This window comes from Polaromonas sp. P1_F1, from assembly GCF_056405795.1.
In genome coordinates, this window is sequence record NZ_JBFUBJ010000001.1 from 1,083,109 (window position 1) to 1,107,636 (window position 24,528).

At 61.8% G+C, this 24,528-nt stretch carries 17 protein-coding genes; 1 reads left to right on the forward strand and 16 read right to left on the reverse strand.

Annotation, left to right across the window (positions count from 1 at the left end; all coding sequences use genetic code 11):
• Positions 1 to 111: 111 nt before the first annotated feature.
• Positions 112 to 2,217 (forward strand): elongation factor G, encoded by a 2,106-nt coding sequence (gene fusA, locus AC1DZE_RS05220; RefSeq protein WP_477699851.1) that lies wholly within the window; start codon positions 112 to 114, stop codon positions 2,215 to 2,217.
• A gap of 173 nt (positions 2,218 to 2,390) precedes the next feature.
• On the opposite strand, the gene AC1DZE_RS05225 is transcribed toward fusA, so the two are convergent.
• From AC1DZE_RS05225 to AC1DZE_RS05300, 16 genes are all read right to left on the reverse strand, one after another.
• A complete protein-coding gene (locus AC1DZE_RS05225; protein WP_477668751.1) occupies positions 2,391 to 4,259 on the reverse strand; it encodes a potassium transporter Kup in 1,869 nt (622 codons plus the stop codon).
• 433 nt (positions 4,260 to 4,692) lie between these two features.
• Positions 4,693 to 5,988: a glutamate--cysteine ligase gene (gene gshA, locus AC1DZE_RS05230; RefSeq protein WP_457281482.1), complete on the reverse strand. Its 1,296-nt coding sequence runs from the start codon at positions 5,986 to 5,988 to the stop codon at positions 4,693 to 4,695.
• A 152-nt stretch (positions 5,989 to 6,140) separates the two neighbouring features.
• Complete coding sequence (locus AC1DZE_RS05235) at positions 6,141 to 7,451, reverse strand: glutamate-5-semialdehyde dehydrogenase (RefSeq protein ID WP_477699852.1); 1,311 nt, start codon at positions 7,449 to 7,451, stop codon at positions 6,141 to 6,143.
• A gap of 197 nt (positions 7,452 to 7,648) precedes the next feature.
• Positions 7,649 to 8,230, reverse strand: a complete 582-nt coding sequence (locus AC1DZE_RS05240; RefSeq protein WP_477668753.1) for a hemerythrin domain-containing protein — start codon at positions 8,228 to 8,230, stop codon at positions 7,649 to 7,651.
• 1 nt (position 8,231) lies between these two features.
• Positions 8,232 to 8,636 carry a ribonucleotide reductase subunit alpha gene (locus AC1DZE_RS05245; protein WP_477672908.1) on the reverse strand — a complete coding sequence of 135 codons (405 nt, stop codon included), beginning with the start codon at positions 8,634 to 8,636 and terminating at the stop codon, positions 8,232 to 8,234.
• Between the two features lie 21 nt (positions 8,637 to 8,657).
• Positions 8,658 to 9,329: a nitroreductase family protein gene (locus AC1DZE_RS05250; RefSeq protein WP_477672909.1), complete on the reverse strand. Its 672-nt coding sequence runs from the start codon at positions 9,327 to 9,329 to the stop codon at positions 8,658 to 8,660.
• 54 nt (positions 9,330 to 9,383) lie between these two features.
• Positions 9,384 to 11,810, reverse strand: a complete 2,427-nt coding sequence (locus AC1DZE_RS05255; RefSeq protein ID WP_477699853.1) for an adenosylcobalamin-dependent ribonucleoside-diphosphate reductase — start codon at positions 11,808 to 11,810, stop codon at positions 9,384 to 9,386.
• Entirely contained in the window at positions 11,807 to 13,063 is a 1,257-nt protein-coding gene (locus AC1DZE_RS05260) for an NAD(P)H-dependent flavin oxidoreductase (protein ID WP_477699854.1), read from the reverse strand. Before AC1DZE_RS05260 ends, AC1DZE_RS05255 begins: the two co-directional genes overlap by 4 nt.
• Entirely contained in the window at positions 13,041 to 13,733 is a 693-nt protein-coding gene (locus AC1DZE_RS05265; RefSeq protein WP_477668758.1) for a carbonic anhydrase, read from the reverse strand. Before AC1DZE_RS05265 ends, AC1DZE_RS05260 begins: the two co-directional genes overlap by 23 nt.
• On the reverse strand, positions 13,730 to 14,590 hold the full coding sequence (locus AC1DZE_RS05270; protein ID WP_477673181.1) for a peptidylprolyl isomerase: 861 nt from the start codon (positions 14,588 to 14,590) through the stop codon (positions 13,730 to 13,732). Before AC1DZE_RS05270 ends, AC1DZE_RS05265 begins: the two co-directional genes overlap by 4 nt.
• Before the next feature lie 24 nt (positions 14,591 to 14,614).
• Positions 14,615 to 15,337 (reverse strand): respiratory nitrate reductase subunit gamma, encoded by a 723-nt coding sequence (gene narI / locus AC1DZE_RS05275; protein ID WP_477668760.1) that lies wholly within the window; start codon positions 15,335 to 15,337, stop codon positions 14,615 to 14,617.
• Positions 15,334 to 16,041, reverse strand: coding sequence for a nitrate reductase molybdenum cofactor assembly chaperone (gene narJ / locus AC1DZE_RS05280; protein WP_477668761.1), 708 nt, complete (start codon positions 16,039 to 16,041; stop codon positions 15,334 to 15,336). Before narJ ends, narI begins: the two co-directional genes overlap by 4 nt.
• Positions 16,042 to 16,043: 2 nt before the next feature.
• Entirely contained in the window at positions 16,044 to 17,576 is a 1,533-nt protein-coding gene (narH, locus tag AC1DZE_RS05285) for a nitrate reductase subunit beta (RefSeq protein ID WP_477668762.1), read from the reverse strand.
• A complete protein-coding gene (locus AC1DZE_RS05290) occupies positions 17,573 to 21,391 on the reverse strand; it encodes a nitrate reductase subunit alpha (protein WP_477668763.1) in 3,819 nt (1,272 codons plus the stop codon). Before AC1DZE_RS05290 ends, narH begins: the two co-directional genes overlap by 4 nt.
• 42 nt (positions 21,392 to 21,433) lie before the next feature.
• A complete protein-coding gene (locus AC1DZE_RS05295) occupies positions 21,434 to 23,098 on the reverse strand; it encodes an MFS transporter (RefSeq protein WP_477668764.1) in 1,665 nt (554 codons plus the stop codon).
• A gap of 28 nt (positions 23,099 to 23,126) precedes the next feature.
• Positions 23,127 to 24,389, reverse strand: coding sequence for an MFS transporter (locus AC1DZE_RS05300; RefSeq protein ID WP_477668765.1), 1,263 nt, complete (start codon positions 24,387 to 24,389; stop codon positions 23,127 to 23,129).
• Positions 24,390 to 24,528 lie beyond the last annotated feature (139 nt).

Consider the following 24,528-nt stretch of genomic DNA (forward strand, 5'->3'; position numbering starts at 1 on the left):
GACGTGGGTGCTCGGGGAAAACCGAGCAAAGACCGGCGCTTTGGCGCAAACTGGCGAGCTGGCCGTGCAAACAAATCCAACAAGCGCGGACCGGCAAAAAAGGAGTTCGCCATGCCCCGCCACACCCCTATCGAGCGTTATCGCAATATCGGTATCAGCGCGCACATTGATGCCGGCAAGACCACCACGACCGAACGCATCCTGTTCTACACAGGTGTGAACTACAAGATCGGCGAAGTCCATGAAGGTACGGCCACCATGGACTGGATGGAGCAGGAGCAGGAGCGCGGCATCACCATCACCTCGGCAGCGACCACCGCCTTCTGGAAAGGCATGGCCGGCAACTACCCCGAGCACCGCATCAACATCATCGACACGCCCGGCCACGTGGACTTCACCATCGAGGTGGAGCGCTCCATGCGCGTGCTCGACGGCGCGGTGATGGTGTATGACGCCGTGGGCGGCGTGCAGCCGCAGTCAGAAACCGTCTGGCGCCAGGCCAACAAATACAAGGTGCCGCGCCTGGCTTTCGTCAACAAGATGGACCGCGTGGGCGCGGACTTTTTCCGCGTGCAGCGCCAGATCAGCGAACGTCTCAAAGGCGTGGCTGTGCCGGTGCAGATTCCGGTCGGCGCTGAGGACCACTTCCAGGGCGTCGTCGACCTCGTCAAGATGAAGGCCATCATCTGGGACGACACCAGCCAGGGCCTGCATTTCGAGTATGGCGACATTCCGGCAGACCTAGTGGAGACCGCCAACGAGTGGCGCACCAAGATGATTGAGGCGGCCGCTGAAGCCAATGACGATTTGCTCAACAAATACCTGGCGGGCGAGCCGCTGAGCGAGGACGAAATAAAACAGGGACTGCGCCAGCGAACCATAGCCAACGAGATCGTGCCCATGCTCTGCGGCAGTGCCTTCAAGAACAAGGGCGTGCAAGCCATGCTGGATGCGGTGATCGACTATATGCCGTCACCGGCGGATGTGCCCGCTATCCTGGGCCACACCGAGGACGACGGCGAGGCCGAGCGCCACCCCAAAGACGATGAGCCCTTCTCGGCACTGGCTTTCAAGATCATGACCGACCCCTATGTCGGACAGCTGATTTTCTTTCGCGTGTACTCGGGCGTGATCAAAGCCGGTGACACGGTCTACAACCCTGTCAAGGGCAAGCGCGAGCGCCTGGGCCGCATTCTGCAGATGCACGCCAATGAGCGCAACGAGGTCAAGGAAGTGTGCGCAGGCGACATCGCCGCCGCCGTGGGCCTGAAAGAAGCCACTACCGGCGACACGCTGTGTGACCCGGCCCACGTGATCATCCTGGAGAAAATGGTATTCCCCGAGCCTGTCATTTCACAAGCCGTGGAGCCCAAGACCCAGGCCGACCAGGAAAAGATGGGCATTGCGCTGAACCGCCTCGCGCAGGAGGACCCATCATTTCGTGTGCACACCGACGAAGAGTCTGGCCAGACCATCATCTCGGGCATGGGCGAGCTGCACCTGGAGATATTGGTGGACCGCATGAAGCGCGAGTTCAGCGTGGAAGCCAATGTGGGCAAGCCACAGGTGGCCTACCGGGAGACGATCCGGCAGGCGGTGAACGATGTTGAAGGCAAGTTCATCAAGCAGTCGGGCGGGCGCGGGCAGTACGGGCACGCCGTGCTCAACCTGGAGCCGCAGCCTTCAGGCAAAGGCTATGAGTTCGTCGACGCCATCAAGGGCGGCGTGATTCCGCGCGAATACATTCCGGCCGTCAACAAAGGCATTGTGGAAACGCTCAAGGCCGGCGTGCTGGCGGGCTACCCGGTGGTCGACGTCAAGGCCACGCTGGTGTTCGGCTCCTACCATGATGTCGATTCGAACGAAAACGCCTTTCGCATGGCCGGCTCGCTCGCCTTCAAGGAAGYCATGCGCCGCGCCAAGCCGGTGCTGCTGGAGCCCGTGATGGCGGTCGAGGTTGAAATGCCCGAAGACTTCATGGGCAATGTGATGGGCGACCTCTCATCGCGGCGCGGCATGGTGCAAGGCATGGAAGACATTGCGGGCGGCGGCGGCAAGCTGGTGCGCGCCGAGGTGCCGCTGTCGGAAATGTTCGGCTACTCGACCACCTTGCGCTCACTCACGCAGGGCCGCGCGACCTACACCATGGAGTTCAAGCGCTATGCCGAGGCGCCGGCTGATGTGGCCGCAGCCATCATGCGCGGCAAGGGCGCGTAGCTCCGCGCATGAAGCTCTAACAATTTCACCAGCCTGCTTTATGCGGCTTGCCCATACGGCCAGGCGCGTGCAGCTATGGATTGGCACCAACAATTCAACCCACGCAAGCAGGAATACGCGTGCCAGATATTTAAAACAAGTCCTCGGGCAAAAGGCGGAACGGCCAGAAACCCTCAGATCTCGATCTTGCTGCCCAGTTCCACCACCGAGTTGTTTGGCAGGTTCAGGAAGTCTGCCGCACCGCTGGCGTTGTGGTGCATCTGAGCAAACAGTTTCTCGCGCCAGGGTGCCATGCCGCTGCCGATGGTGGGGATCACCGTGTCGCGCGAGAGGAAATAGCTGGTCGTCATCGACTCCAGCTCGCAGCCCCTGCCCTTGATCTGCTGCAGGGCCTTGGGCAGATCCAGGTCGTTCTTGAAGCCGTAGTGCACATTGACCTGCCAGCAGTCGTGGCCCAGTGATTCAATTTCGAGACGCTTGTTCATGCCGATCCAGGGGATCTCATGGTTGCGCACCGTCACGAACAGATTCTGCTCATGCAACACCTTGTTGTGCTTGAGGTTGTGCAGCAGCGCGTTGGGCACGCTGCCGGGCTCGGCCGTCAGGAATACGGCCGTGCCTTCGACACGGGCCGGCGGGCTGACGAAGACGGCGTCCAGGAAGCTGGGTAAATCGATCGCATCGGCCCGCAGCTTTTCATTGAGCAGGTGCCGCCCTTCCTTCCAGGTGATCATCAGCGTGAAGACCGCACCCCCAATCACCAGCGGGAACCAGCCGCCGGCGAACAGCTTCATGAGGTTGGAGGCGAAGAACGCGAAGTCGACGACAAAGAAAACACCGGTCGCCGCAATGCACAGGCTCAGCGGATACTGCCAGCCGTAACGAATCACGTAAAAAGTCAGGATGGTGGTGATCAGCATGTCGGTGCATACCGCGATGCCGTAAGCGGCCGCCAGGTTGCTGGACGAGCGGAACATCACCACCGCGAGCACGATCGTTATGAAGAGGCCCCAATTGACGAAGGGCATGTAGATCTGGCCGGTGTCGCGCACGCTGGTGTGCTGGATATTGAGGCGCGGCAGATAGCCCATCTGGATGGCCTGCTTGGTCACGCTGAAGGCGCCGGTGATCAGCGCCTGCGAGGCGATCACGGTAGCCATGGTGGCCAGGCCTACCAGCGGCAGCAGCGCCCACTCGGGCGCCATCAGGAAAAACGGGTTCTTCACTGCGGCAGGGTTGCCTATGAGCAGCGCGCCCTGGCCGAAGTAATTGAGCACCAGCGAAGGCATGACCACGGAAAACCACGCCAGGCGAATCGGTTTTTTGCCGAAGTGGCCAAGGTCGGCGTACAGCGCCTCGGCGCCGGTCACGCACAGCACCACGGCGCCCAGAATGATGAAAGTGGTGCCGGGGTTGGCCCACATGAACATCACCGCGTAGTGCGGGCTGACTGCCACCAGGATTTCGGGATGGGTCACGATCTGCGAAATGCCCAGCAACGCCAGCACGCCGAACCAGATCAGCGTGATGGGGCCGAAAAATTTGCCAATGCCAGCCGTGCCGTGCTTTTGCACCGCAAAAAGGGCAAACAAAATGACCAGGGTGATCGGGATCACGCCCTGCTTGAAGGCAGGCGAGACGACTTCCAGGCCTTCGACGGCCGACAGGACCGAGATGGCCGGGGTGATGACGCCGTCGCCATAGAACAGGGATGTGCCGAAGATGCCGACGATCAGCAAGGTCTTGCGCAGCTGAGGCTTGTCTTTTACTGCTGTGGAGGCCAGCGCCAGCATGGCGATCAGGCCGCCTTCACCGTTGTTGTCGGCGCGCAGCACCAGCGCCACATACTTGATCGAGACAATGACGGTCAGCGTCCAGAAGAAGATGGACAGGATGCCGTAGACGTTGTCGGGGGTAAAGGGAACATGCCCGGAACCGAAAACTTCCTTGACGGCATACAGGACGCTGGTTCCGATGTCGCCGTAGACGACACCAATGGCGCCCAGGGTGAGCGCCGCGAGTGATGATTTTTTACTGGACACAAAAACTTCCCGTCTTTGCGCTCGGCCCGTTCAAGCGGGTCCAAAGCGGCGGGAATGGTTACCTTTGGGAACGCTATTTTGCGCCCAGGTACCCGGCTTGCAAGTCGGCGGACATCCCTAAATCCAACTAATCCCGATTTTGTTGCACCGCAACAACTTGTAACAATAGGGGTCGGCGGCCGATCAGGGAGGCAGCGCAGGCAGTTGAATTCTGGGTGCTACTTTTTTAATAGCTGGTCGCGCATGACCCGTCTGGGCTAGAGGCCTAAAAGACCCATAATCCGGGCCGTCTCGGGTACACAAGCTCCCCGACTTTCAGAGCGGCCGCAGGCAGACCGGCTTTGCCGGATGCCTTGCGGCGTCCCCTGCAAGGGGAAACGGCACTCCACGAAGCGTAGCGAAGTGAGAACGATAGGGGTGTGCCAAGCCATCTCTAGTCATACACCTCGGCGTCCGGATCGGTGGCTTCGAGTTCATAGCTCGCAGCAAGCATCGCCAGTCGGGCGATCACGCCATACATATAGAAGCGGTTGGGGCTGCTGGAGCCGGGCTTCTCGCCGGGCTGCGGCAGGCGGCCGCTGTCAGCAAAGGCCAGGGGTACAAAGCTGGCGCCGGGCGCGTTGAGGTTTTCGTCCACGCCGCGCTCGGCATGAACGCGGTAAAAGCCGCCGACCACATAACGGTCCATCATGTAGACCACGGGCTCGGCCACGGCGTCGTTCACGCGCTCGTTGGTCAGCACGCCTTCCTGGATGATCACTTCGGACAGCGGCTGGCCATCTTTCGTCGTGCTCATCTTGTTTTTTGTCTTGCGGTTCAGCGCGTCCAGGTCTTTCACGTCGCGCACCGTCATGATGCCCATGCCATAAGTGCCGTTGTCGGCCTTGACGACGACAAAAGGCTTTTCGTTGATGCCGTATTCCTTGTACTTGCGCTTGATTTTGGTGAGCAGCGCATCGACGTTGGTGGTCAGGCAATCCATGCCGGTTTCTTCGGCAAAGTTGACTTCACCGCACTGGGCGTACATGGGGTTGATAAGCCAGGGGTCTATGCCCAGCAGCTTGCCGAAACGCTTGGAAACTTCTTCGTAGGCCTTGAAGTGCCGCGACTTGCGGCGCACCGACCAGCCGGCATGCAGCGGCGGCAACAGGTACTGCTCGTTGAGGTCTTCCAGGATGCCGGGGATGCCGGCCGACAGGTCATTGTTCAGCAAAATGGTGCAGGGGTCGAAGTCTTTCAGGCCCAGGCGGCGGTCGGTCCGGATCAGCGGTTCGATCGTGATGGTCTCTCCGGTCGGCAGGTTCAGCGTGGTGGGCTCCTTGATGTCGGAGCTCAGCGAGCCGAAACGCACATTGAGGCCGGCCTGGTGAAAAATGCGCTTGAGCTGCAGCACGTTGGACAGGTAAAAACTGTTACGGGTGTGGTTCTCGGGCACGACCAGCAGGTTGCGCGCCTCGGGGCAAATTTTTTCGATCGCGGCCATGGCGGCCTGCACCGCCAGCGGCAGCATCTCGGGCGTCAGGTTGTTCCAGCCGCCGGGATAGAGGTTGGTGTCGACCGGGGCGAGCTTGAAGCCGGCGTTGCGGATGTCGACCGAGCTGTAAAACGGCGGCGTGTGCTCCATCCACTCCAGCCGGAACCAGCGCTCAATCGCCGGCGTGGAGTCCAGGACCCGTTGTTCGAGTTCGTTGATAGGGCCGTTCAGGGCGGTGATGAGGTGCGGAACCATTCGGCCACTTTCGAGTAGGGAATCTGTTATTTGCTTCGGTTATATCTGACCGAATTTTAGGGAGATTGGGACAAACTACGGGGGTTACAAGGGGTAACGCCGCCGCAAGTCATCCAAAAATCCGTGGGCCGACTTCTCAGCCCGGCATGGCTTCAGGTACGGACTTCGCCCTGGCCCAGCACCACATATTTGAGGGACGTCAGCCCCTCAATCCCGACCGGTCCACGCGCGTGGAACTTGTCGGTGCTGATGCCGATTTCGGCGCCCAGCCCAAACTCGAATCCATCGGCGAAGCGGGTGCTCGCATTCACCATGACGCTGGCTGAATCCACCTCGCGCAGAAAGCGCTGGGCGTTGATGTGGTCGCGCGTGAGGATGGCATCTGTGTGGTGGCTGGAGTACTGGTTGATGTGGGCGATGGCTTCGTCAATGCCCGCCACCACCTTGATGCTGATGATGGGCGCGAGGTATTCCTCGTACCAGTCCTGCTCCGTCGCCGCTTTCAGGTTGGCGCCTTTGACGCTCGCCAGGATCGCCTGGGCCTCGGCATCGCAACGCATCTCCACACCCTTGGCGGCGTAAATCGCGCCGACTTTGGGCAGGAACTGCGCGGCCACACCGCGCGCCACCAGCAAACCTTCGCTGGCATTGCAGGGGCTGTATTTTTGCGTTTTTGCGTTGTCGGCCACTTTCACCGCCATTTCGATGTCGCAGGGGTCGTCGACATACACATGGCAGTTGCCGTCCAGGTGCTTGATGACCGGCACCTTGGCATCGCGGCTGATGCGCTCGATCAGGCCTTTGCCGCCGCGCGGGATGATCACGTCCACATACTGCGGCATGGCGATCAGGTGGCCTACGGCTTCGCGGTCGGTGGTCGGCACCAGTTGCACGGCATCGGCGGGCAGGCCGGCGTCAATCAGCGCCTGTTGCACCAGCGCAGCCAGCGCCTTGTTCGACTCAATCGCTTCAGAGCCGCCGCGCAGGATACAGGCGTTGCCACTTTTGATGGCCAGCGACGCGGCTTCAATCGTCACATTCGGCCGGCTCTCGTAAATCATGCCGAACACGCCAATCGGCACGCGCATCTGCCCCACGCGGATGCCGCTGGGCTGCTCCTTCATGCCGATGATGTCGCCAATCACGTCGGGCATCACGGCCAGCTGCTCGCAGCCCACCGCCACGGTTTCAATGATTTTGGGGGTGAGCTTGAGGCGGTCCAGCATGGGCCCGGCCAGGCCGGCCGCTTTTGCGCGTTCCAGGTCCAGGGTGTTGGCTGTTTGCAATGGTTCGATCTGGCTGCGCAGCAAGCTGGCCAAACCCAAAAGCGCTCTGTTTTTGATAGCTGCTTGCGCCCGTGCCATAAGGGCGGAAGCTACTTTTGCCTGTGAACCCATGGCCTGCATCAGGTCCGAGACGTCGCTGCGGGCAGCCAGGGCGGTGGGGGAGTCGGGCGCGTTCATCCTGCCATTTTGCCTCTAATCATGGCTGGGAGCCTGTCGGGCTTGGGGCGTCGAAAGCGAAAATCGGCCCCAGCGAGGACAGTTTTTGCAGGGTTTGCAGGCCCATAGCCCAGCTATGGGACAAAAAGACGGCGAAAAATGGACCGCTGCGGTCGATTTGCAGCCGACGATTCCCAAGTCCGACAGGCTCCTGGAGATCAGTTGCCGGAGCGAACACCGCGGCGCTGCATCATGTCCTGGCTCATGGCCTGTAGGGCTTGCGTCGTCAGCACCACCTGCGCAGCAGGGTAGGCCAGACGGTCTTCGTCCGCCAGGTGCCGTTCGTACAGGCCGGCGAAGTGGTCCAGTGCCGCCGTCTGGGTCGCAGTCAGCGCAGCCCCATCAGCCACCGGACTCTCAGCGATCTCGTGCAGCGCACTGCGCGCCGGGGGCCAGGCCGTATCCATGTCCCGGTGGTCCTGTAAAAGGCGCTGCACAAGGGTGCGCAGGCCGGCATCTGGCCCGGCCAGCAATGGCGGGAACACATGCCGCTCTTCATCCTGGTGATGCAGCGGCGCGGCAAGGTCGAAGTAGCGCATCACATCACGTGCCGCCTGGCGCGCAGACTCGTCACGGCCGTGTTCAAGCAGGTGCTGCTGCAGGCGCGCCAGCAGCACGAGCATGCGTTCCACCCGCTCATGGCAGGCGGCCAGCATGTCGAAAGGCGCCTCGAATCCGGCACCCGGTGCATGCACGCCGGGCAAGGAAGCAGGCCGCGTGACCCGGCGCACCATGCCCATATCAGCCGAACTGCACGGGCTGACCCTGCGGGTCAAACGAAATAAACGCCCCGATCTGGCCCTGCTTGATGGACTCGACCATGCGCTGCAGTGGTTCTTCCGCATCTTCGGTGGTCGGCGCACGGTTCACTGAGCCCGACATGGCCGCGGCAAACACCAGGCCCCAGTTGTGGCCGAACTGGCTGGACTCCTGCACCAGGGCGGCAAACGAACTCAGGTCCTCCGGGCGCTTGTCGACACACATCAGCGGGACCAGCGCGCCGCCCTGGCCGGCCTCAAAACGTTTACGTTGCGCCGGGGTGCTGTCCTCGGGCAACTCGACACCGGTAAATACAAACAGCAGGCGCTGCGGTTCGGGTTGCGCGCGGGCGGCCTGCAGCAGGTCGTCAAAACTCAGAATGTCCATGGCTTGATCCAGTCACAGGAATTAAAAGGAATCCGCCGGCCCGGATCCCGGTGCGGCGCTGTCGACAGAAAGGCTGCTTACAAAATCAGAAGGCACCGGCCTCAGGCGGGCGGGCTTGCGCGACTGGGCGGTGCCCATGCTGACAAAACACAGGGCATATTCACCGCCTGCCAGGCCAAACAGCCGGCGCAGCCCCCCGGACTTCAGCGCCTTGCCGCTGGTCAGTGACGAACCATAACCCAGGGCCGTGGCCATGAGCAGCATGTTCTGCACCGCACAGCCGGCCGAGACCAGGCGTTCAGCCAGGTCGATCCCGGCATCACCACACGCGCCATCGACCACGACCAGCATGAGCAAAGGGGCGCGGTGCGCTTTTTCGCGCGCCTGCGCAAGCTGTTCAGGGGTGGCTTGCGGGTCGCGTTCGACCAGCGCCGCACCGAAGACCGCGGCCAGTTGCGTGCGTGCCGCCTGCGGCACCAGCACAAAGCGCCAAGGCAGAAGCTGGCCATGGTCGGGCGCCGTGGCAGCGGCTCGCAAGATCATGTCGAGCTGCTTCGCATCGGGACCGGGTGCTACCAGCCGCTTCGGCAAAATGGTCTGGCGCGATTGCATGAGGGCTGCAGCCAACTGCGCCGGGTCGACGTCGGCCGCGGCGACTGCAGAGGGCTGACCGGGAAAGGCGAGCAGATTCATCAGTTCGCTTTCAGCTGGAGCGCTTATCGGCGTAAGGCTGATCCGCTCGCTTATTCACCCACACACTCCCAGATGGCCGCACTGGGTGCAATAGTCGCACCCATCCTTGCGGATCACGGCATGGGCACCGCATTCGCTGCACTTCTTGCCCGCCATCACCGGCGGGGCAAGCGCCATGTCAACCTGCGGCTCCACCACGGGTGTTGCCCCGGCAGCATGCTGCCCGGCCCGCCGCGCGATGATGTTCTGCACCGCATAAGCAATGGCCGCCACTTCAGAGTCGTGCCATAACGGAACACGCGTGCCGTCGGCCTTTTCGTAGGTTCCCAGCCGCACCGGGCCGCGGTCCCAGGCCACCTTGCGCATGTCGCTGAGCGCACGCTCAAGAAAACCACCGCGCGCGGCCAGCGAAAGCATGCGCATGCTGGAGGTGATCCACTGCTGCGACTCGCCGCTTTGTCCCACGGGCATGAAAAATTCGATCGCGCGTTCGACCGTGCCTTCCCCCATGGCAGCCGGCACAGGCAGAAAGGACACCACGATATAGAGCGTCTTGCGCCCTTCCTGCGTCCAGTAATCCACTTTTTCCGCCACCGCTGACAGCGCGCCCTTGGGCCGGCTTTCGATCACCGTGCGCATTGGGTCCACAGCGGGCGCGGCGGCCGGCATGGCCGCGGGGTCCGCATGGGTTTCCAGCACCGAGCCGAGAATAGCGTTGGGCCGGTAAGTGGCCAGGCCCTTGAGCTTGGCGCGCCAGGCCTGCTGGTACAGGCCCTTGAAATCTTCGTAGGCGTAGTCGGCCGGCACATTGACGGTCTTGGAGATCGCCGTGTCCACAAACGGCTGCACCGCTTCCATCATGCCAATGTGGCTGTCTGCCGACATCTGGAGCGCCGACACAAAATAACCAGGCAACTTGTCCACGTCACCGCCAAGTTCGCGGTACAGCCGCCATGCATGGTCTTCCACTGCGTACTCGGTGGTGCTACCGTCAGACTCGCGTTTCTTGCGCCGGTACATCCAGGAGAACGGCGGCTCGATACCGTTCGATGCATTGTCGGCAAACGCCAGGCTGACCGTACCGGTAGGTGCAATCGACAGCAAGTGGCTGTTGCGGATGCCGTTCGCGCGGATGGCCTGCTGCAAGGCGGCAGGCAGCCGGCTGGCAAAGGTGCCTGCAGCGAGGTAGCCCTCGACATCGAACTTCGGGAACGCGCCTTTTTCCTTCGCGAGTGCCACCGAAGCCGCGTAGGCTGCATCGCGCATGCTCACGGCAATGCGCGCGGCCATCTCGCGTCCCTCGGGTGCGTCGTACCGCAGGCATAGCATGGCCAGTGCATTGCCCAGCCCGGTGAAACCGACGCCAATACGGCGCTTGGCGGCGGACTCGGCCTGCTGTTGCGGCAGGGGCCAGAAGGTGACATCCAGTACGTTGTCGAGCGCGCGCACCTGGGTCGCCACCGACTTCGCGAAAGCCTCGAAATCAAAGACCGGCACGCCGTTGAAGCCAAAGGGGTGGCGCACAAAACGCGTGAGGATGATGGGCCCGAGGTCGCAACAGCCATAGGGTGGAAGCGGTTGCTCGCCGCAGGGATTGGTCGCTGCGATGTCTTCGCAATAACGCAGGTTGTTGTCCTGGTTGATGTGGTCCAGGAACAGGATGCCGGGCTCGGCGAAATCGTAGGCCGAGCGCATCACGGTGTCCCACAACTCGCGTGCCGCCACCGTCTGGTAGACCCACAGGCCGTCGGCGCGCTGGAAGGCGCCTTGCGCAACCAGTGAAGCGCCGGGTTTGGCCTTGTGCACCAGCTCCCAGGGCTGGTCTTCGGCGAGCGCGAGCATGAAGGTGTCAGGCATGCCGACCGAGACATTGAAGTTGTTCCAGCGCCCAGGCGCGCGCTTGGCGGTGATGAACTCGTGCACATCCGGGTGATCGATGCGCAGCACACCCATCTGCGCACCACGCCGCGCACCAGCGCTCTCCACAGTGGAGCAGGACTGGTCAAAGACGTTGATGTAGCTGCAAGGACCGGAGGCCATGGACGCGGTACCCTTGACCTCAGCGCCACGCGGACGGATGCGTGAAAAATCGTAACCCACGCCGCCGCCGCGCCGCATGGTTTCGGCGGCCTCGCGCAGTGCCTCGTAGATGCCGGGATAACCGCCGTCATCGACACCCTGGATGCAATCACCCACAGGTTGCACAAAGCAGTTGATCAGCGTGGCCTGGATGGAAGTGCCGGCCGCGCTCATGATGCGGCCTGCACCAATTGCCCCTGCGTGCAGGTTCTCGAGGAACAGCGCTTCGTGCTGGGCACGCTCCGCCTCGGGCTCGACCGAGGCCAGGGCGCGCGCCACACGTCGGTACAAATCCTCCACACCTGTCTCGCCGGGTTTGAGGTATTTTTCCTTCAGCACGTCCTGGCTGATGGGCTGGGTGGCCGTCATGTCTTGCGGCCGGCCAAACTGATCACGTTTCATGCGGGTGCTCCTGCTGGCCGAACTCCGCCGAGCAGCCATTGCATTAATTCTTGCACCGAACGGATCTGGTCGCCAAACGGCAACCGGGCGGCACCACGGAAGAAAAGGCCTTTGTGGATGTCGCCCTCGAAGGCATGCCCGAGTTGTTGGTCGATACAAAACTGGCCCATGCCGGCCACGCCATCGCGCAGGCCGCAATGGGTGAGGCAGTCGAACGACATGTTGCATTTGGCCTTCACATGGGCTGCCGCCTGGAGCCGGGCTTCCAGCCGCAGGTATTTGTCCAGCCATGGCGTTCGCACGGCGCGGGCGGGCAAGCCGGCCACGCTGATGAACTCCACCAGGTCTTCGGGTTTCGCCTCGGCCAGCACCTTCTTGAAGGCGAGATCGGCATCACACTCCCGGGTGACGGCAAAGGCCGTGCCAAGCTGCACGGCCGAAGCCCCCAGGGCTTGCAAGCGCAGGATGTCGTCCCTGCAGTTGATGCCGCCGGCGGCAATCAGCGGGATCTCGCGTTCGATGCCGGCCGTTTTGAAGAATTCCAGCACCTGCGGAATGACAACCTCGAAATCGAAACGCTTGTCATGCAGATCCGCGACTTTGGCGGCGCCCAGATGGCCACCCGCGAGACCGGGATGCTCAATCACGATGGCATCAGGCAGGCGCCCCTTTTTTTGCCACTTGCGCACCAGCAATTGCACGCCGCGCGCGTCCGACAGAATGGGGATCAACACCGCGTTGGGATAGTCGCGCGCCAGCTCCGGCAGATCAAGCGGCAGGCCGGCGCCGACCACCAGCGCATCGGCCCCGCTGGCCATGGCCTGGCCCACATAGTCTTCGTAGGCGCTGAGGGCCTTCATGACATTCACGGCAATCAGGCCGCGGCCCTGTGACAACTGACGGGCCAGGCGAATTTCCCGGTCAAGCGCTTCAAGATTGGCGGCATCGATCAAGGCCCGGGCATCAGGCTCCTTGTCCAGGTGGCGTGTTTTGGCCATCAGATCAGGATGCAGGCGCCGCAAGTCCACGGACGACAGGGTGCCCATGCCGCCCAGGCGTGCCACCGTGCCGGCCAAGCCACCCGCAGAGACGCACACGCCCATCCCGCCCTGCACCACCGGGATCAGCTCCTTGCTGCCAATGCGCCAGGGCCGAAGGCCCGAATCGTGAGCAAGTGTCTGCAACGCTGCCGATGCCGTGATCGAATTGACGTTTGCCTTTGCGGCAAGGTCAATTGGTGATGATTTGTCCATCGTGCTCCACATAAGGTTGGTACGGGCCAGTGCCGCTGTTAGAGGCTATCGCAGCAGGAACGAAACTTCCTTGCTGTACATCAAAGGTATGGATTTCACCGTCCTCAATGACGTAGTGCCAGCCATGCAGGGTCAAGGCGCCCTTCTCGACCTCACGCCGGACCATGGGATAGGCCATCAGCCGCTCGAGCTGCAACACCACGGTGCGCTGCTCGGTGCGGCGCAGGGCCTCCGGGCTCGACACAACAGGCAGCAAGGCTTCGCTGGCGAGTTTGAGCCAGGCCTGCAAGGCTACTGCTTCCTCGGGAACGCCTTCGTACGCGGCACGGATGGCTCCGCAGTGGCTGTGGCCACAGACAATGATGCGCTCCACATGCAGGCTGAGCACCGCGAACTCAATCGCCGCCGTGGTGCCGTGCAACCCATGTGAGCCGTCGTACGGCGGGACGAAGGCACCCACATTGCGTACGATGAAAAGTTCACCCGGGCCGGCGCCGGTCAGCAGGTAGGGCACCACGCGCGAGTCCGAACAGCCAATGAACAGTGTCTTGGGGTGCTGCCCCTGCGCCACCAGATCCTGGAAGCGCTGCTGGTGCAGCGGAAAGTAGTCAGAGTGGAAACGCCGCAAACGCAACAGGAGTTCGTCCGGGCGCTCGAGGTCTTCATTCATTGCACCAGAGGCGAATCCGCACCCTCAAGAGCGATGCCCTCTACCTCCGCCTCGCCAACCAGCAGGCTCATGTACTGGTGTAGGGCGCGCGCGCGCGACTGCATTGTCAGCAGGGCTGCGATGCGCTCGCGTACTTCCTCATACGTGGGCTGGGTGCCGCTGCGCCGATCCAGCACGTCAATGATGTGAAAACCGAAACGCGTGTGGAACAGGCGCGGGTGCACGCCCGTGCCTGTTTGTGCATACTGCAGGTGAAACAGTTCTGTCGCCAGCTCGGGCGCACAGTCGTCCGGCGTGATCCAGCCCAGATCCCCGCCCTGGGCGCTGCTGGGGCAATTGGACAATTCGGCAGCCAGCTGGGCAAAGCGCCCGGGAGCCACGCCCTTGTGCGACAGCTCGAGCAAGGCGCGCTCGGCATGCACCGTGAGTGCCTGGACATTGACGCCGGGAGTGACCGCAAACAGGATATGGCGCACGTGCAGGGCCTGGCCCACCAGAAACTGGGCCTTGTGCGCCCCGTAATAGCGCCGGCCTTCCTCTTCGGTGGGCAGGGGCGTGGTCACCTGCTGGTCGACCATGGCTTCAATGATCTCGCGTTCGGCCTCGCCGAGCTCGGGGCTGGTCAAACCAGTGTGGCGCGGCAGCAGGCCTTGTGATACCGCCTGCTGGCGCAGCAGCTCGGCGTAGGCCAGTTCGCGCAAGGTGGCTGTGTCGGGCCGCTGCCCTGGCGCATACAGGGCGATGCCATTGACAAGGGCCTCGGGCACGGCAGCCTGGACTGCCGCAGAAGCACACTGGCATGAACCGCTGCCGCAACCCTGAGCGGCAGCGGGTGAAGAAAGTGTGGATGTGGTCATGGACGGTTCCTGTTTTACGTGAGGTCAGGGAGCGCCGGGCGACTTGGCCCGGGGAACGCCAAGGCGGCGGCTGCGCACGACCTGGTAGGGGCGGAAGAGGTAAGCGACCGACCCAAAGCCGCTCCACACGTGAACCAGACGGCTGAAGGGGAACAGCAGGAAGATGGTCATCCCGAACACGATGTGGAAGCGGTAGGGCCAAGGCAAGACGGCAAGCGTTGCAGAGTCCACCTCGCGCAGGGTGAGAATGCGCTGCGCCCATTCGGCCAGGATCAGCATCACGCCGCCATCGGCGTGTCCCCATGAATACGGCAGGGTGATGAGGCCCACAACCAGCTGCGTCCAGAGGATCAGCAAGATCGCGAGATCGGTCTTGTGGCTGGTGTAGCGGATGCGCGGGTCAAACATGCGGCGGTAAATTAGCATCGATAAGCCGATAAAACAGATGAAGCCGGCAATGCCGCCTGCGTAGATCGCCATGCGCTGCTTGGTCGCAGCGTCCATGAAAACGCCGTAAACCGCGTGGGGCGTCAGCAAGCCCACCAGATGCCCAAAAAACAGGAACAGGATGCCCACGTGGAACAGGTTGCTACCCCAGCGAAGCAAGCCGGTGCGCAATAACTGCGAAGAATCGCTTTTCCAGGTGTACTGGTCGCGGTCAAAACGGATCAGGCTGCCGAGCAGGAAAACGGTCAGGCAGACGTAGGGATAGACACCAAAAAGAAATCCGTGAAGTCCGGGGCTCATGTTTGCGCTCCTTGGGTGGGGCGTGCCTTGCGCACGTGAGGCACGATGTGGATAGGCTGCGGCTGGTCCGGCCTGGCCTGGCCTTTGGACGAGCAGCCATCAAAAACGACCGGCTCTTCCCAAACCGCATCGATAGGCTCTTCCGCCGCAATTTGCACCGGTTGCGCCTTTTCCCCGGCCAGCTCCAGCAGGGCACCCAACACGGAGGCGTAGGCGCTTTCGCGCTGCTGCAGCGCCGCGAAAATCGCATTGAAGATGTGCGCCATCTCGGCCAGAAACTCGCGCGCCTCACTCGGTGGCTGGGTCGAGGTGAATTCGAGCACCACCGGCAGAAAGTCCGGCATTTCTCCTTCGGCCAGGTACATGCCGGCCTTCTCGTAGGTCTGCGCCAGGTCAATCATGGCCGGCCCGCGATCGCGCGAATCGCCATGCACGTGTTCGAACAGGTGCAGCGATGTGGCGCGGCCCCGGTCGAACAGCTCGACGTAAGCCGCCTCGGTCTCAAGCGCAGGCGCCAGTGCGAGCGCTTCGATCAGTGCGTCCAGCTCGGCCATCCGCTGCGGCTGCAGTGCGCGCTCTTCGTGCAGGACTTCTCGCATCGCACTCAGGTGGCTGCGTAATTCGGCGTCAGGATACGCAAGCAGTCGGGCCAGCACACGCAGGCTTTTCGAAGCCACAGCGGGGGTGTTGTTGAAAAGTGCCATGGTCAAACCTCCACCTTGATGGGAATAGTGCGTTTCTTGTTGCCGCCGAACAGGCTGACATCGCTGGCGCCGTCGGAGCAGCCATTGCCGAAGGTAAAGCCGCAGCCGCCGCGCATGTCGAAAGCGTTTTCAGCGTATTCGCGGTGGGTGGTCGGGATCACAAAGCGGTCCTCGTAGTTGGCAATCGCCATGATGTGGTACATCTCCTCGACCTCGGCCACCGTCAGCCCGGCTTGCTCCAGCACCGCCAGGTTCTGCACCTGGTCCACATGTTTGCTGCGCTGGTAGGAACGCATGGCCAGCATGCGCTGCAGCGAACGGATCACCGGCGCCGTGTCGCCGGCGGTCAGCAGGTTGGCTAGGTACTGCACGGGAATGCGCATCTGCGCGATGTCGGGCAGCTCACCGTTCACGCCGATGTGGCCGGCATTGGCCGCCGAAGTGATGGGCGACAGCGGCGGCACGTACCAGACCATGGGCAGCGTGCGGTACTCGGGGTGCAGCGGCAGTGCCACCTTCCACTCCACCGCCATCTTGTAGACCGGGCTGCGGCGGGCGCCTTCGAGCCAGGCTTCGGGAATGCCGTCCTTGCGCGCCTGCTCAATCACCTTCGGATCGTTCGGGTCCAGGAAGATGTCGAGCTGGGCCTGGTACAGGTCCTTGTCGTCTTCCACGCTGGCCGCTTCCTGGATGCGGTCGGCGTCGTACAGCACCACACCGAGGTAACGGATGCGGCCCACGCAGGTTTCGCTGCAGACAGTCGGCTGGCCGGCTTCAATGCGCGGATAGCAGAAGGTGCATTTCTCGGCCTTGCCGCTTTTCCAGTTGTAATAGATTTTTTTGTACGGGCAGCCCGAGACACACATGCGCCAGCCGCGGCACTTGTCCTGGTCGATCAGCACGATGCCGTCTTCCTCGCGCTTGTAGATCGAGCCGGAAGGGCAGGAAGCCACACAGGCCGGATTCAGGCAATGCTCGCACAGGCGCGGCAAATACATCATGAAGGTGTTTTCGAACTGCCCGACCATGTCTTTCTGGACCTGGTCGAAGTTCGCCAGGTTGGCGTCCTTGCTGCGCTTGGAAAACTCGCCACCGAGGATCTCTTCCCAGTTCGGGCCCCACTCGATTTTCTCCATGCGTTTACCGGTGATCAGGCTGCGAGGCCGTGCCGTTGGCGCGGCTTTCATTTCTGGCGCCGACTGCAGATGGTCGTAGTCAAAAGTGAAGGGCTCGTAGTAGTCATCGATCTGCGGCATGTTCGGGTTGGAGAAGATGCGCATCAGCAGCTTCCACTTGCCGCCCTGACGCGGCTCAATGGAGCCGTCAGCCTTGCGCACCCAGCCACCGTTCCACTTGTCCTGGTTTTCCCACTCTTTCGGGTAACCGATACCGGGTTTGGTTTCGACATTGTTGAACCAGGCGTACTCCATGCCGGGCCGGCTGGTCCAGACGTTTTTGCAGGTGACCGAGCAGGTGTGGCAGCCAATGCACTTGTCCAGGTTCAGCACCATGCCGATTTGGGCGCGAACTTTCATGCTGCTTCTCCCATTTGCTGCACCGCAAACGCACGGTCGTCATCGCGTGGCGTGTCCAGCCAGTCGACCTTGCTCATCTTGCGCACCACGACAAACTCGTCGCGGTTGGTACCTATGGTCCCGTAGTAGTTGAAGCCGTAGGAGAGCTGCGCATACCCGCCAATCATGTGCGTCGGCTTGAGCACGATGCGTGTGACCGAGTTGTGGATGCCGCCACGCTGGCCGGTGATCTCCGAACCCGGCGTGTTCACAATTTTTTCCTGCGCGTGGTACATCATCACCATGCCGGGCTTGACACGCTGGCTGACAACAGCTCGCGCGGCAATCGCTCCGTTGACGTTGTAAGCCTCGATCCAGTCGTTGTCTTCCACGCCAATCAGCTTGGCGTCATCTTCACTGAGCCAGATGATGGGCCCACCCCGGCTCAGCGTGAGCATCAACAGGTTGTCGGTGTACGTCGAGTGGATGCCCCACTTCTGGTGCGGCGTGATGAAGTTCAGTAATATTTCGGTGTTGCCGTTGGTACGAATACCGTGCACCCCGGCGGTGGCCTTCAGGTTCACCGGCGGCCGGTAGCTGGCCAAGCCCTCGCCGAAAGCCAGCATCCAAGGGTGGTCCTGGTAGAACTGCTGGCGGCCCGTGAGGGTGCGCCATGGGATCAGTTCATGCACGTTGGTGTAACCGGCGTTGTACGACACGGTTTCCGATTCGATGCCGCTCCAGGTCGGCGAACTAATGATCTTGCGCGGCTGGGCCTGGATGTCGCGGAAGCGGATCTTCTCGTCCTCACGGTGCAGCGCCAGATGGGTGTGCTCGCGGCCGGTCTGCTTGCCCAATGCCGCCCACGCTTTGACCGCCACATGGCCGTTGGTTTCGGGCGCGAGTTGCAACACCATTTCGCAGGCATCGATGTCGCTGTTGATACGCGGCATGCCCTGGGTCACGCCCGGTTCGGTGACCAAGCCGTTGAGTTCGCCGAGTTGCCGAACTTCGGTTTCGGTGTTCCAGGCAATGCCTTTGCCGCCGTTGCCCACCTTGTTGAGCAGAGGGCCCACGGCAGTGAATCGTTTGTAGACGTTGGGATAGTCGCGCTCGACGACCTGCATCTGGGGCGCCGTCTTGCCGGGCACCAGTTCGCACTCGCCACGCTTCCAGTCCTTGACTTCAAACGGCTGAGCCAGCTCGCCCGGGGTATCGTGCATCACCGGGGTCAGCACCATTTCCTTCTCCACGCCCAGATGCCCGTCGCACAGCTCGCTGAATTTTTTGGCGAAGCCCTTGTAGATTTCCCAGTCGCTTTTCGATTGCCACACCGGATCCACCGCGGTGGACAGCGGATGGATGAAGGGGTGCATGTCACTGGTGTTGAGGTCGTTCTTTTCGTACCAGGTTGCGGTCGGCAGCACGATGTCGGAGTACAGGCAGGTCGTACTCATGCGGAAGTCGAGCGTGACCAGCAGGTCCAGTTTTCCCTCGGGCGCCTTGTCGTGCCACACCACCTCTTCGGGTTTGCCTTCTTCGGTTCCCAGATCCTTGCCCTGCACGCCGTTGTCTGTGCCGAGCAGGTGCTTGAGAAAGTACTCATGGCCCTTGCCCGACGAACCGATGATGTTGGAACGCCAGACAAACATGTTGCGCGGCCAGTTGTCCGGATGGTCCGGGTCCTCACAGCTCATCCTGAGCGAGCCATCCTTGAGCGACTTGACGACATAGTCCTTGGCATCCAGGCCTGCGGCCTGAGCATCCTTGACCACCTGCATCGGGTTGGTCTGCAATTGCGGTGCACTCGGCAACCAGCCCATGCGTTCGGCGCGCACGTTGTAATCGATCATGCTGCCGCCGTAGAGCTTCTTGTCGGCCAGTGGCGATAGCACCTCGTTCACGCCGAGCTTCTCGTAGCGCCACTGGTCGGTGTGCGCATAAAAGAAGCTGGTGGAGTTCATCTGCCGGGGTGGGCGGATCCAGTCAAGCGCGAAGGCCAACGGCGTCCAGCCGGTCTGCGGTCGCAGTTTCTCCTGGCCCACGTAGTGCGCCCAGCCACCCCCGCTCTTGCCGATGCAGCCGCACATCATCAGCATGTTGATGACGCTGCGGTAGTTCATGTCACTGTGGTACCAGTGGTTCATGCCGGCCCCGATGATGACCATGGACCGGCCTTCGGTCTTGTCGGCATTGTCGGCAAACTGGCGCGCGACGGCGATGATCTGGTCGCGTGGCACCCCTGTGATCTGCTCCTGCCAGGCCGGGGTGTAAGGGGTGTTGTCGTCAAAGTCGGCCGCAGCCAGCTCACCGGGCAAGCCGCGGGGAATGCCGTATTGCGCGACCTGCAGGTCGAAGACTGTCGCCACCAGGGCTGAGCGCTCCTCGCCGGCCTTGCCAAGCGAAATACGCTGAACCGGTACCGTACGCACCAGCACGTCACCCTGCTCGTTGTTGGGGAAGTGTTCATGGTGAATGCCACCGAAGTACGGAAAACCGACCTTGGCGCTGTCGGCACTGGGGGCATCGCCCTCCATCACCGACAGCTTGAGCGCGACCTCGTCACCCTGGCGTGCCTCTTTGGACTCCAGGTTCCACTGCCCGGCGTCGGCGCGGCCATCAGGACCCCAGCGAAAGCCGATGGCACCGTGCGGCAAGACGACCTTGCCCTGTGCGTCGAACGCCACGGTCTTCCACTCAGGATTGTTCGCCTGGCCGAGTTTGCCGTTGAAGTCGGACGCGCGCACATAACGGTCCGGCACCATGACGGTTTCGCCATTTTCAAGTTGGTGCTCCTTGAGCATCACCAGCATGGGCAGGTCGGTGTAACGGCGTGCGTAATGATCGAAGTAGGCAGAGCGCGGCTTGCCGTTGCCGCCGAAATAGAAGTCTTTCAGGATTACATGGCCCATGGCCATGGCGACCGCAGCATCGGTGCCCTGCTTGGGATGCAACCACAGGTCAGAGAGCTTGGCGACTTCGGAGTAGTCGGGCGTGATCGCCACGGTCTTGGTGCCCTTGTAGCGGACTTCGGTGAAGAAGTGCGCATCAGGGGTACGGGTCTGCGGCACGTTGGAGCCCCAGGCAATGATGAAGCCCGAGTTGTACCAATCGGCCGACTCCGGCACGTCAGTCTGCTCACCCCAGACCTGCGGGCTGGACGGAGGCAGGTCGCAGTACCAGTCGTAAAAACTCATGCACACGCCGCCTATCAGCGACAGGTAGCGCGAGCCGGCGGCGTAACTGACCATGGACATCGCCGGGATCGGCGAGAAGCCGATGATGCGGTCAGCACCGTGCCTCTTGATGGTATGGACGTTGGAGGCGACAATGATTTCATTGACTTCGTCCCAGCTGGAGCGGACAAATCCGCCGAGGCCACGCACACTCTGGTAGTCGCGCCGCTTGGCATCGTCCTGCACCACCGCCGCCCAGGCCTCGACCGGCGGCAGTGTCAACCGCGCTTCGCGCCAGTGCTTGAGCAGGCGTGCGCGCACCATGGGGTATTTGACGCGGTTCGCGCTGTACAGGTACCAGCTGTAGCTGGCGCCGCGCGAGCAGCCGCGCGGCTCGTGGTTGGGCATGTCCCAGCGCGTGCGCGGGTAGTCGGTCTGCTGGGTTTCCCAGGTGACGATGCCGCCCTTGACATAAATCTTCCATGAACACGAACCCGTGCAGTTGACGCCATGGGTGCTGCGCACGATCTTGTCGTGTGCCCAGCGGTTGCGGTAGGCGTCTTCCCAGGTTCGGTCTTCGGCAGTGGTGACACCGTGGCCCCCGGAGAAGGACTCCCTGGGGTTGGAAAAGTGACTCAGTCGATCAAGAAAGTGACTCATTTGTTTCTCCGTAAAGCGGTAAAAAGCGGGCTCAGCGTTCGCTCAGGGATTTTTGATCTCGGCGCCGCGGCGCAGGTAGAACCACCAGTTCAGCACCAGGCACAGCGCATAGAAGATGGCAAAGCCGTACATGGCGTTTTCCGGCGTGCCGGCCTTGATCTGCACGCCGATGACCACCGGGGCGATGAAGGCACCGTAGGCGGCGATGGCCGAGGTCCAGCCCAGTACCGGGCCGGCCTGCTGGCGGTCGAAGATGACGCCAATCGTGCGGAAGGTGGAGCCGTTGCCGATGCCGCTGGCAGCAAACAACACGACAAACAGCACCATGAAGAGCAGGAAGTACTGCTCGGGCGCATTCGACTTGTAGGCCAGCAGCATCACGTAGCCCACCGCAGCGGAAGCCAGCACCATCACGGCGGAGATGATCTGCGTCACGATGGAGCCACCGACCTTGTCCGAAACCCAGCCGCCCACAGGCCGGATCAGCGCGCCGACAAAGGGGCCTATCCAGGCAAAGGTCAGCGCCGACGGTGCGTGCGGATTTTTCAGCGTGTGCTGCATGACGCCAGCGGCGTCCGGCACGTGGCTGATGCCGAAGATCACAGTGATGGCCAGCGGCAGGGCCATCGAAAAACCGATGAAGGAGCCGAAAGTCACGATGTACAGCAGCGTCAGTGACCAGGTGTGTTTGTTGCTGAAGATCGCAAACTGCTTGGTGATGTTTTCTTTCATCGTGCCGAAGGCAGTGAGCTTGAGCACCAGCAAGGTGCTTGCCACAATCAAGGGCATGGCGATCCACATGTTGAGCAAGCCCAAGCCCGTGGGTTTGGGCAGGTAGAGGTACAGGCCAATGCCTGCCGGGACAAATGACAGCGTGTAGAGCCAGATGATTTTGAGAAAGGCCGGGATGGTGCCGCCAATGGCTGGAGAGACGGTCGTCAGGTTGTTCATGCCGAAATAGCAGATAGCCGACAACGGCACAAGCGACAGCAGCCAGGCAAAACCGGCGTTCTGGATCCAGGTGGGTGTGCCCGCCACAATCTTGCCGAAGATCCAGCCGCTGTCCTTGACCAGATTGGTCGACTCGCCTGCGAGGCCTCCAAACAGACCCAGGGTCATCACCAGCGGGATGACGATCTGCATGGTCGTCACGCCGAAATTGCCCAGTCCTGCATTCAGGCCGAGCGCCGTGCCCTGCAACCTCTTGGGAAAGAAGGTGCTGATGTTGGACATGGAGCTGGCGAAGTTTCCGCCACCCACCCCACACCACAAGGCCATCAGCTGGAAAGACCACAGCGGCCACTCGGGGTGCTGCAGCACGATGCCGGTGCCGATGGCCGGCGCCAGCAGCATCGAAGTTGTCAGGAAGATGGTGTTGCGCCCGCCTGCCAACCGGATCAGGAAGGAAGCCGGAATGCGCATGGTGGCGCCGGCCAGCCCCGCGATGGCTGTCAACGTGAACAGCTCGGCCTGGGTGAAGGGAAAGCCCAGGTTGAGCATCTGCACGGTGATGATGCCCCACATGCCCCAGACGGCAAAACCGCAAAGCAGGCTGGGCACGGAGATCCATAAGTTGCGGTAGGCAATGCGCTTTCCGGTGCTTTCCCAGAACTGCTCGTCCTCGGGACGCCAGTCGGTGATGTCGGCGCCGGAGGAGCGCGACTGAAGGGCTGGAATGGCCGTGCTTGCTGCAGACTTGGTGCTCATGATTTTTCCCTTGAAGAAGATGGCCGCATCAGGCCAATGCGCCGCTTGCGTTCGATCCCATGACTTCAGTGCGCCGCACTTCGGTCCAGTACATCCAGATCAGCGAGACCCAGACCACGCCATACATGAACATGAAGGCGCTCGAGCGGATGCCGGTGAGGTCCATCAGTCCTCCGAAGATGATGGGGAGCACAAAGCCACCCAAGCCGCCGGCCAGCCCGACAATGCCGCTGATCGCGCCGATGTTGGCGCCGTAGTCGTCGCTGATGTACTTGAAGACACTGGCCTTGCCGAAGGCCCAGGCAATGCCCAGGATGAACATGAGCGCGGTGAAGGTGTAGACGTTCAGCCCGATGTGGAAGGTGGCTGGACCGTTGACCGTGAGAATGGTGAAATCTGTTTGCGGGTAAGACAGCAGGAACAGGCAGACCCAGCTGACCCACATCACCCACCAGGTCACGCTGTGCGCGCCGTACTTGTCGGACAGAACGCCACCAAAAGCGCGCAGCACGCCGCCCGGCAATGAGAAGCAGGCTGCCAGCAGGGCTGCCACGCGGATGTCCAGGCCGAATTCACCCACGTAGTACTGCACCATCCAGAGCGACAGGGCCACATAGCCGCCGAACACGATGCTGTAGTACTGGCAATACTTGAGGACTTTCGGATCTTTCAGCGACTTGAGCTGATCACTGAACTTGACGTGGCTGGGCACCAGGTGCGAAGGATCGCTGTAGCTGAACAGCCAGAACAGCACCAACGCAGCCAGCATGATGACCGCGTACACCTGCGGCACCATGGCCCAGCCAAAAGCCACCAGCAGCACAGGCGCCACAAATTTATTGACGGCAGCGCCCGAGTTGCCGGCACCGTACACCCCCATGGCCATACCTTGGCGGCTTTTCGGGAACCAGCGCGCCACGTAAGGTGTTCCCACCGAGAAAGATCCACCGGCCAGGCCAACAAATAGGCCGATCACCAGGAAATGCCAGTAGACCGTGGCGTAACTCATGAGCCAGATGGCAGGCACCGTGGTGGCCATCAAGATCGCCATGACGATGCGTCCGCCGTAGCGGTCGGTCCAGATACCCAACGGTACGCGAATCAAGGAACCTGTCAGCACGGGTGTCGCCGCGAGCAGGCCGAACTCCGTGGCGTTGAGGTTCAACATCTTCTTGATCGGAATGCCGATCACGCCGAACATCATCCAGACCATGAAGCAGACGGTGAAGGCCAGTGTGCTGACAATCAGCACCGACCAGGCCTTCCTTGAATTACCGAGTTCAGAGCTCATGCATGTTTCTCCTGAGACATGGCATGACTGTCGGCGTTTAGCGCGCTGCTGAATATCCTTCTTCAGAACAGGCAGGCGGCATTAAAAAGACGACGTGGAACCTCGCCACCTCATCATGAAGAACTAGCGCCGGGTCAAA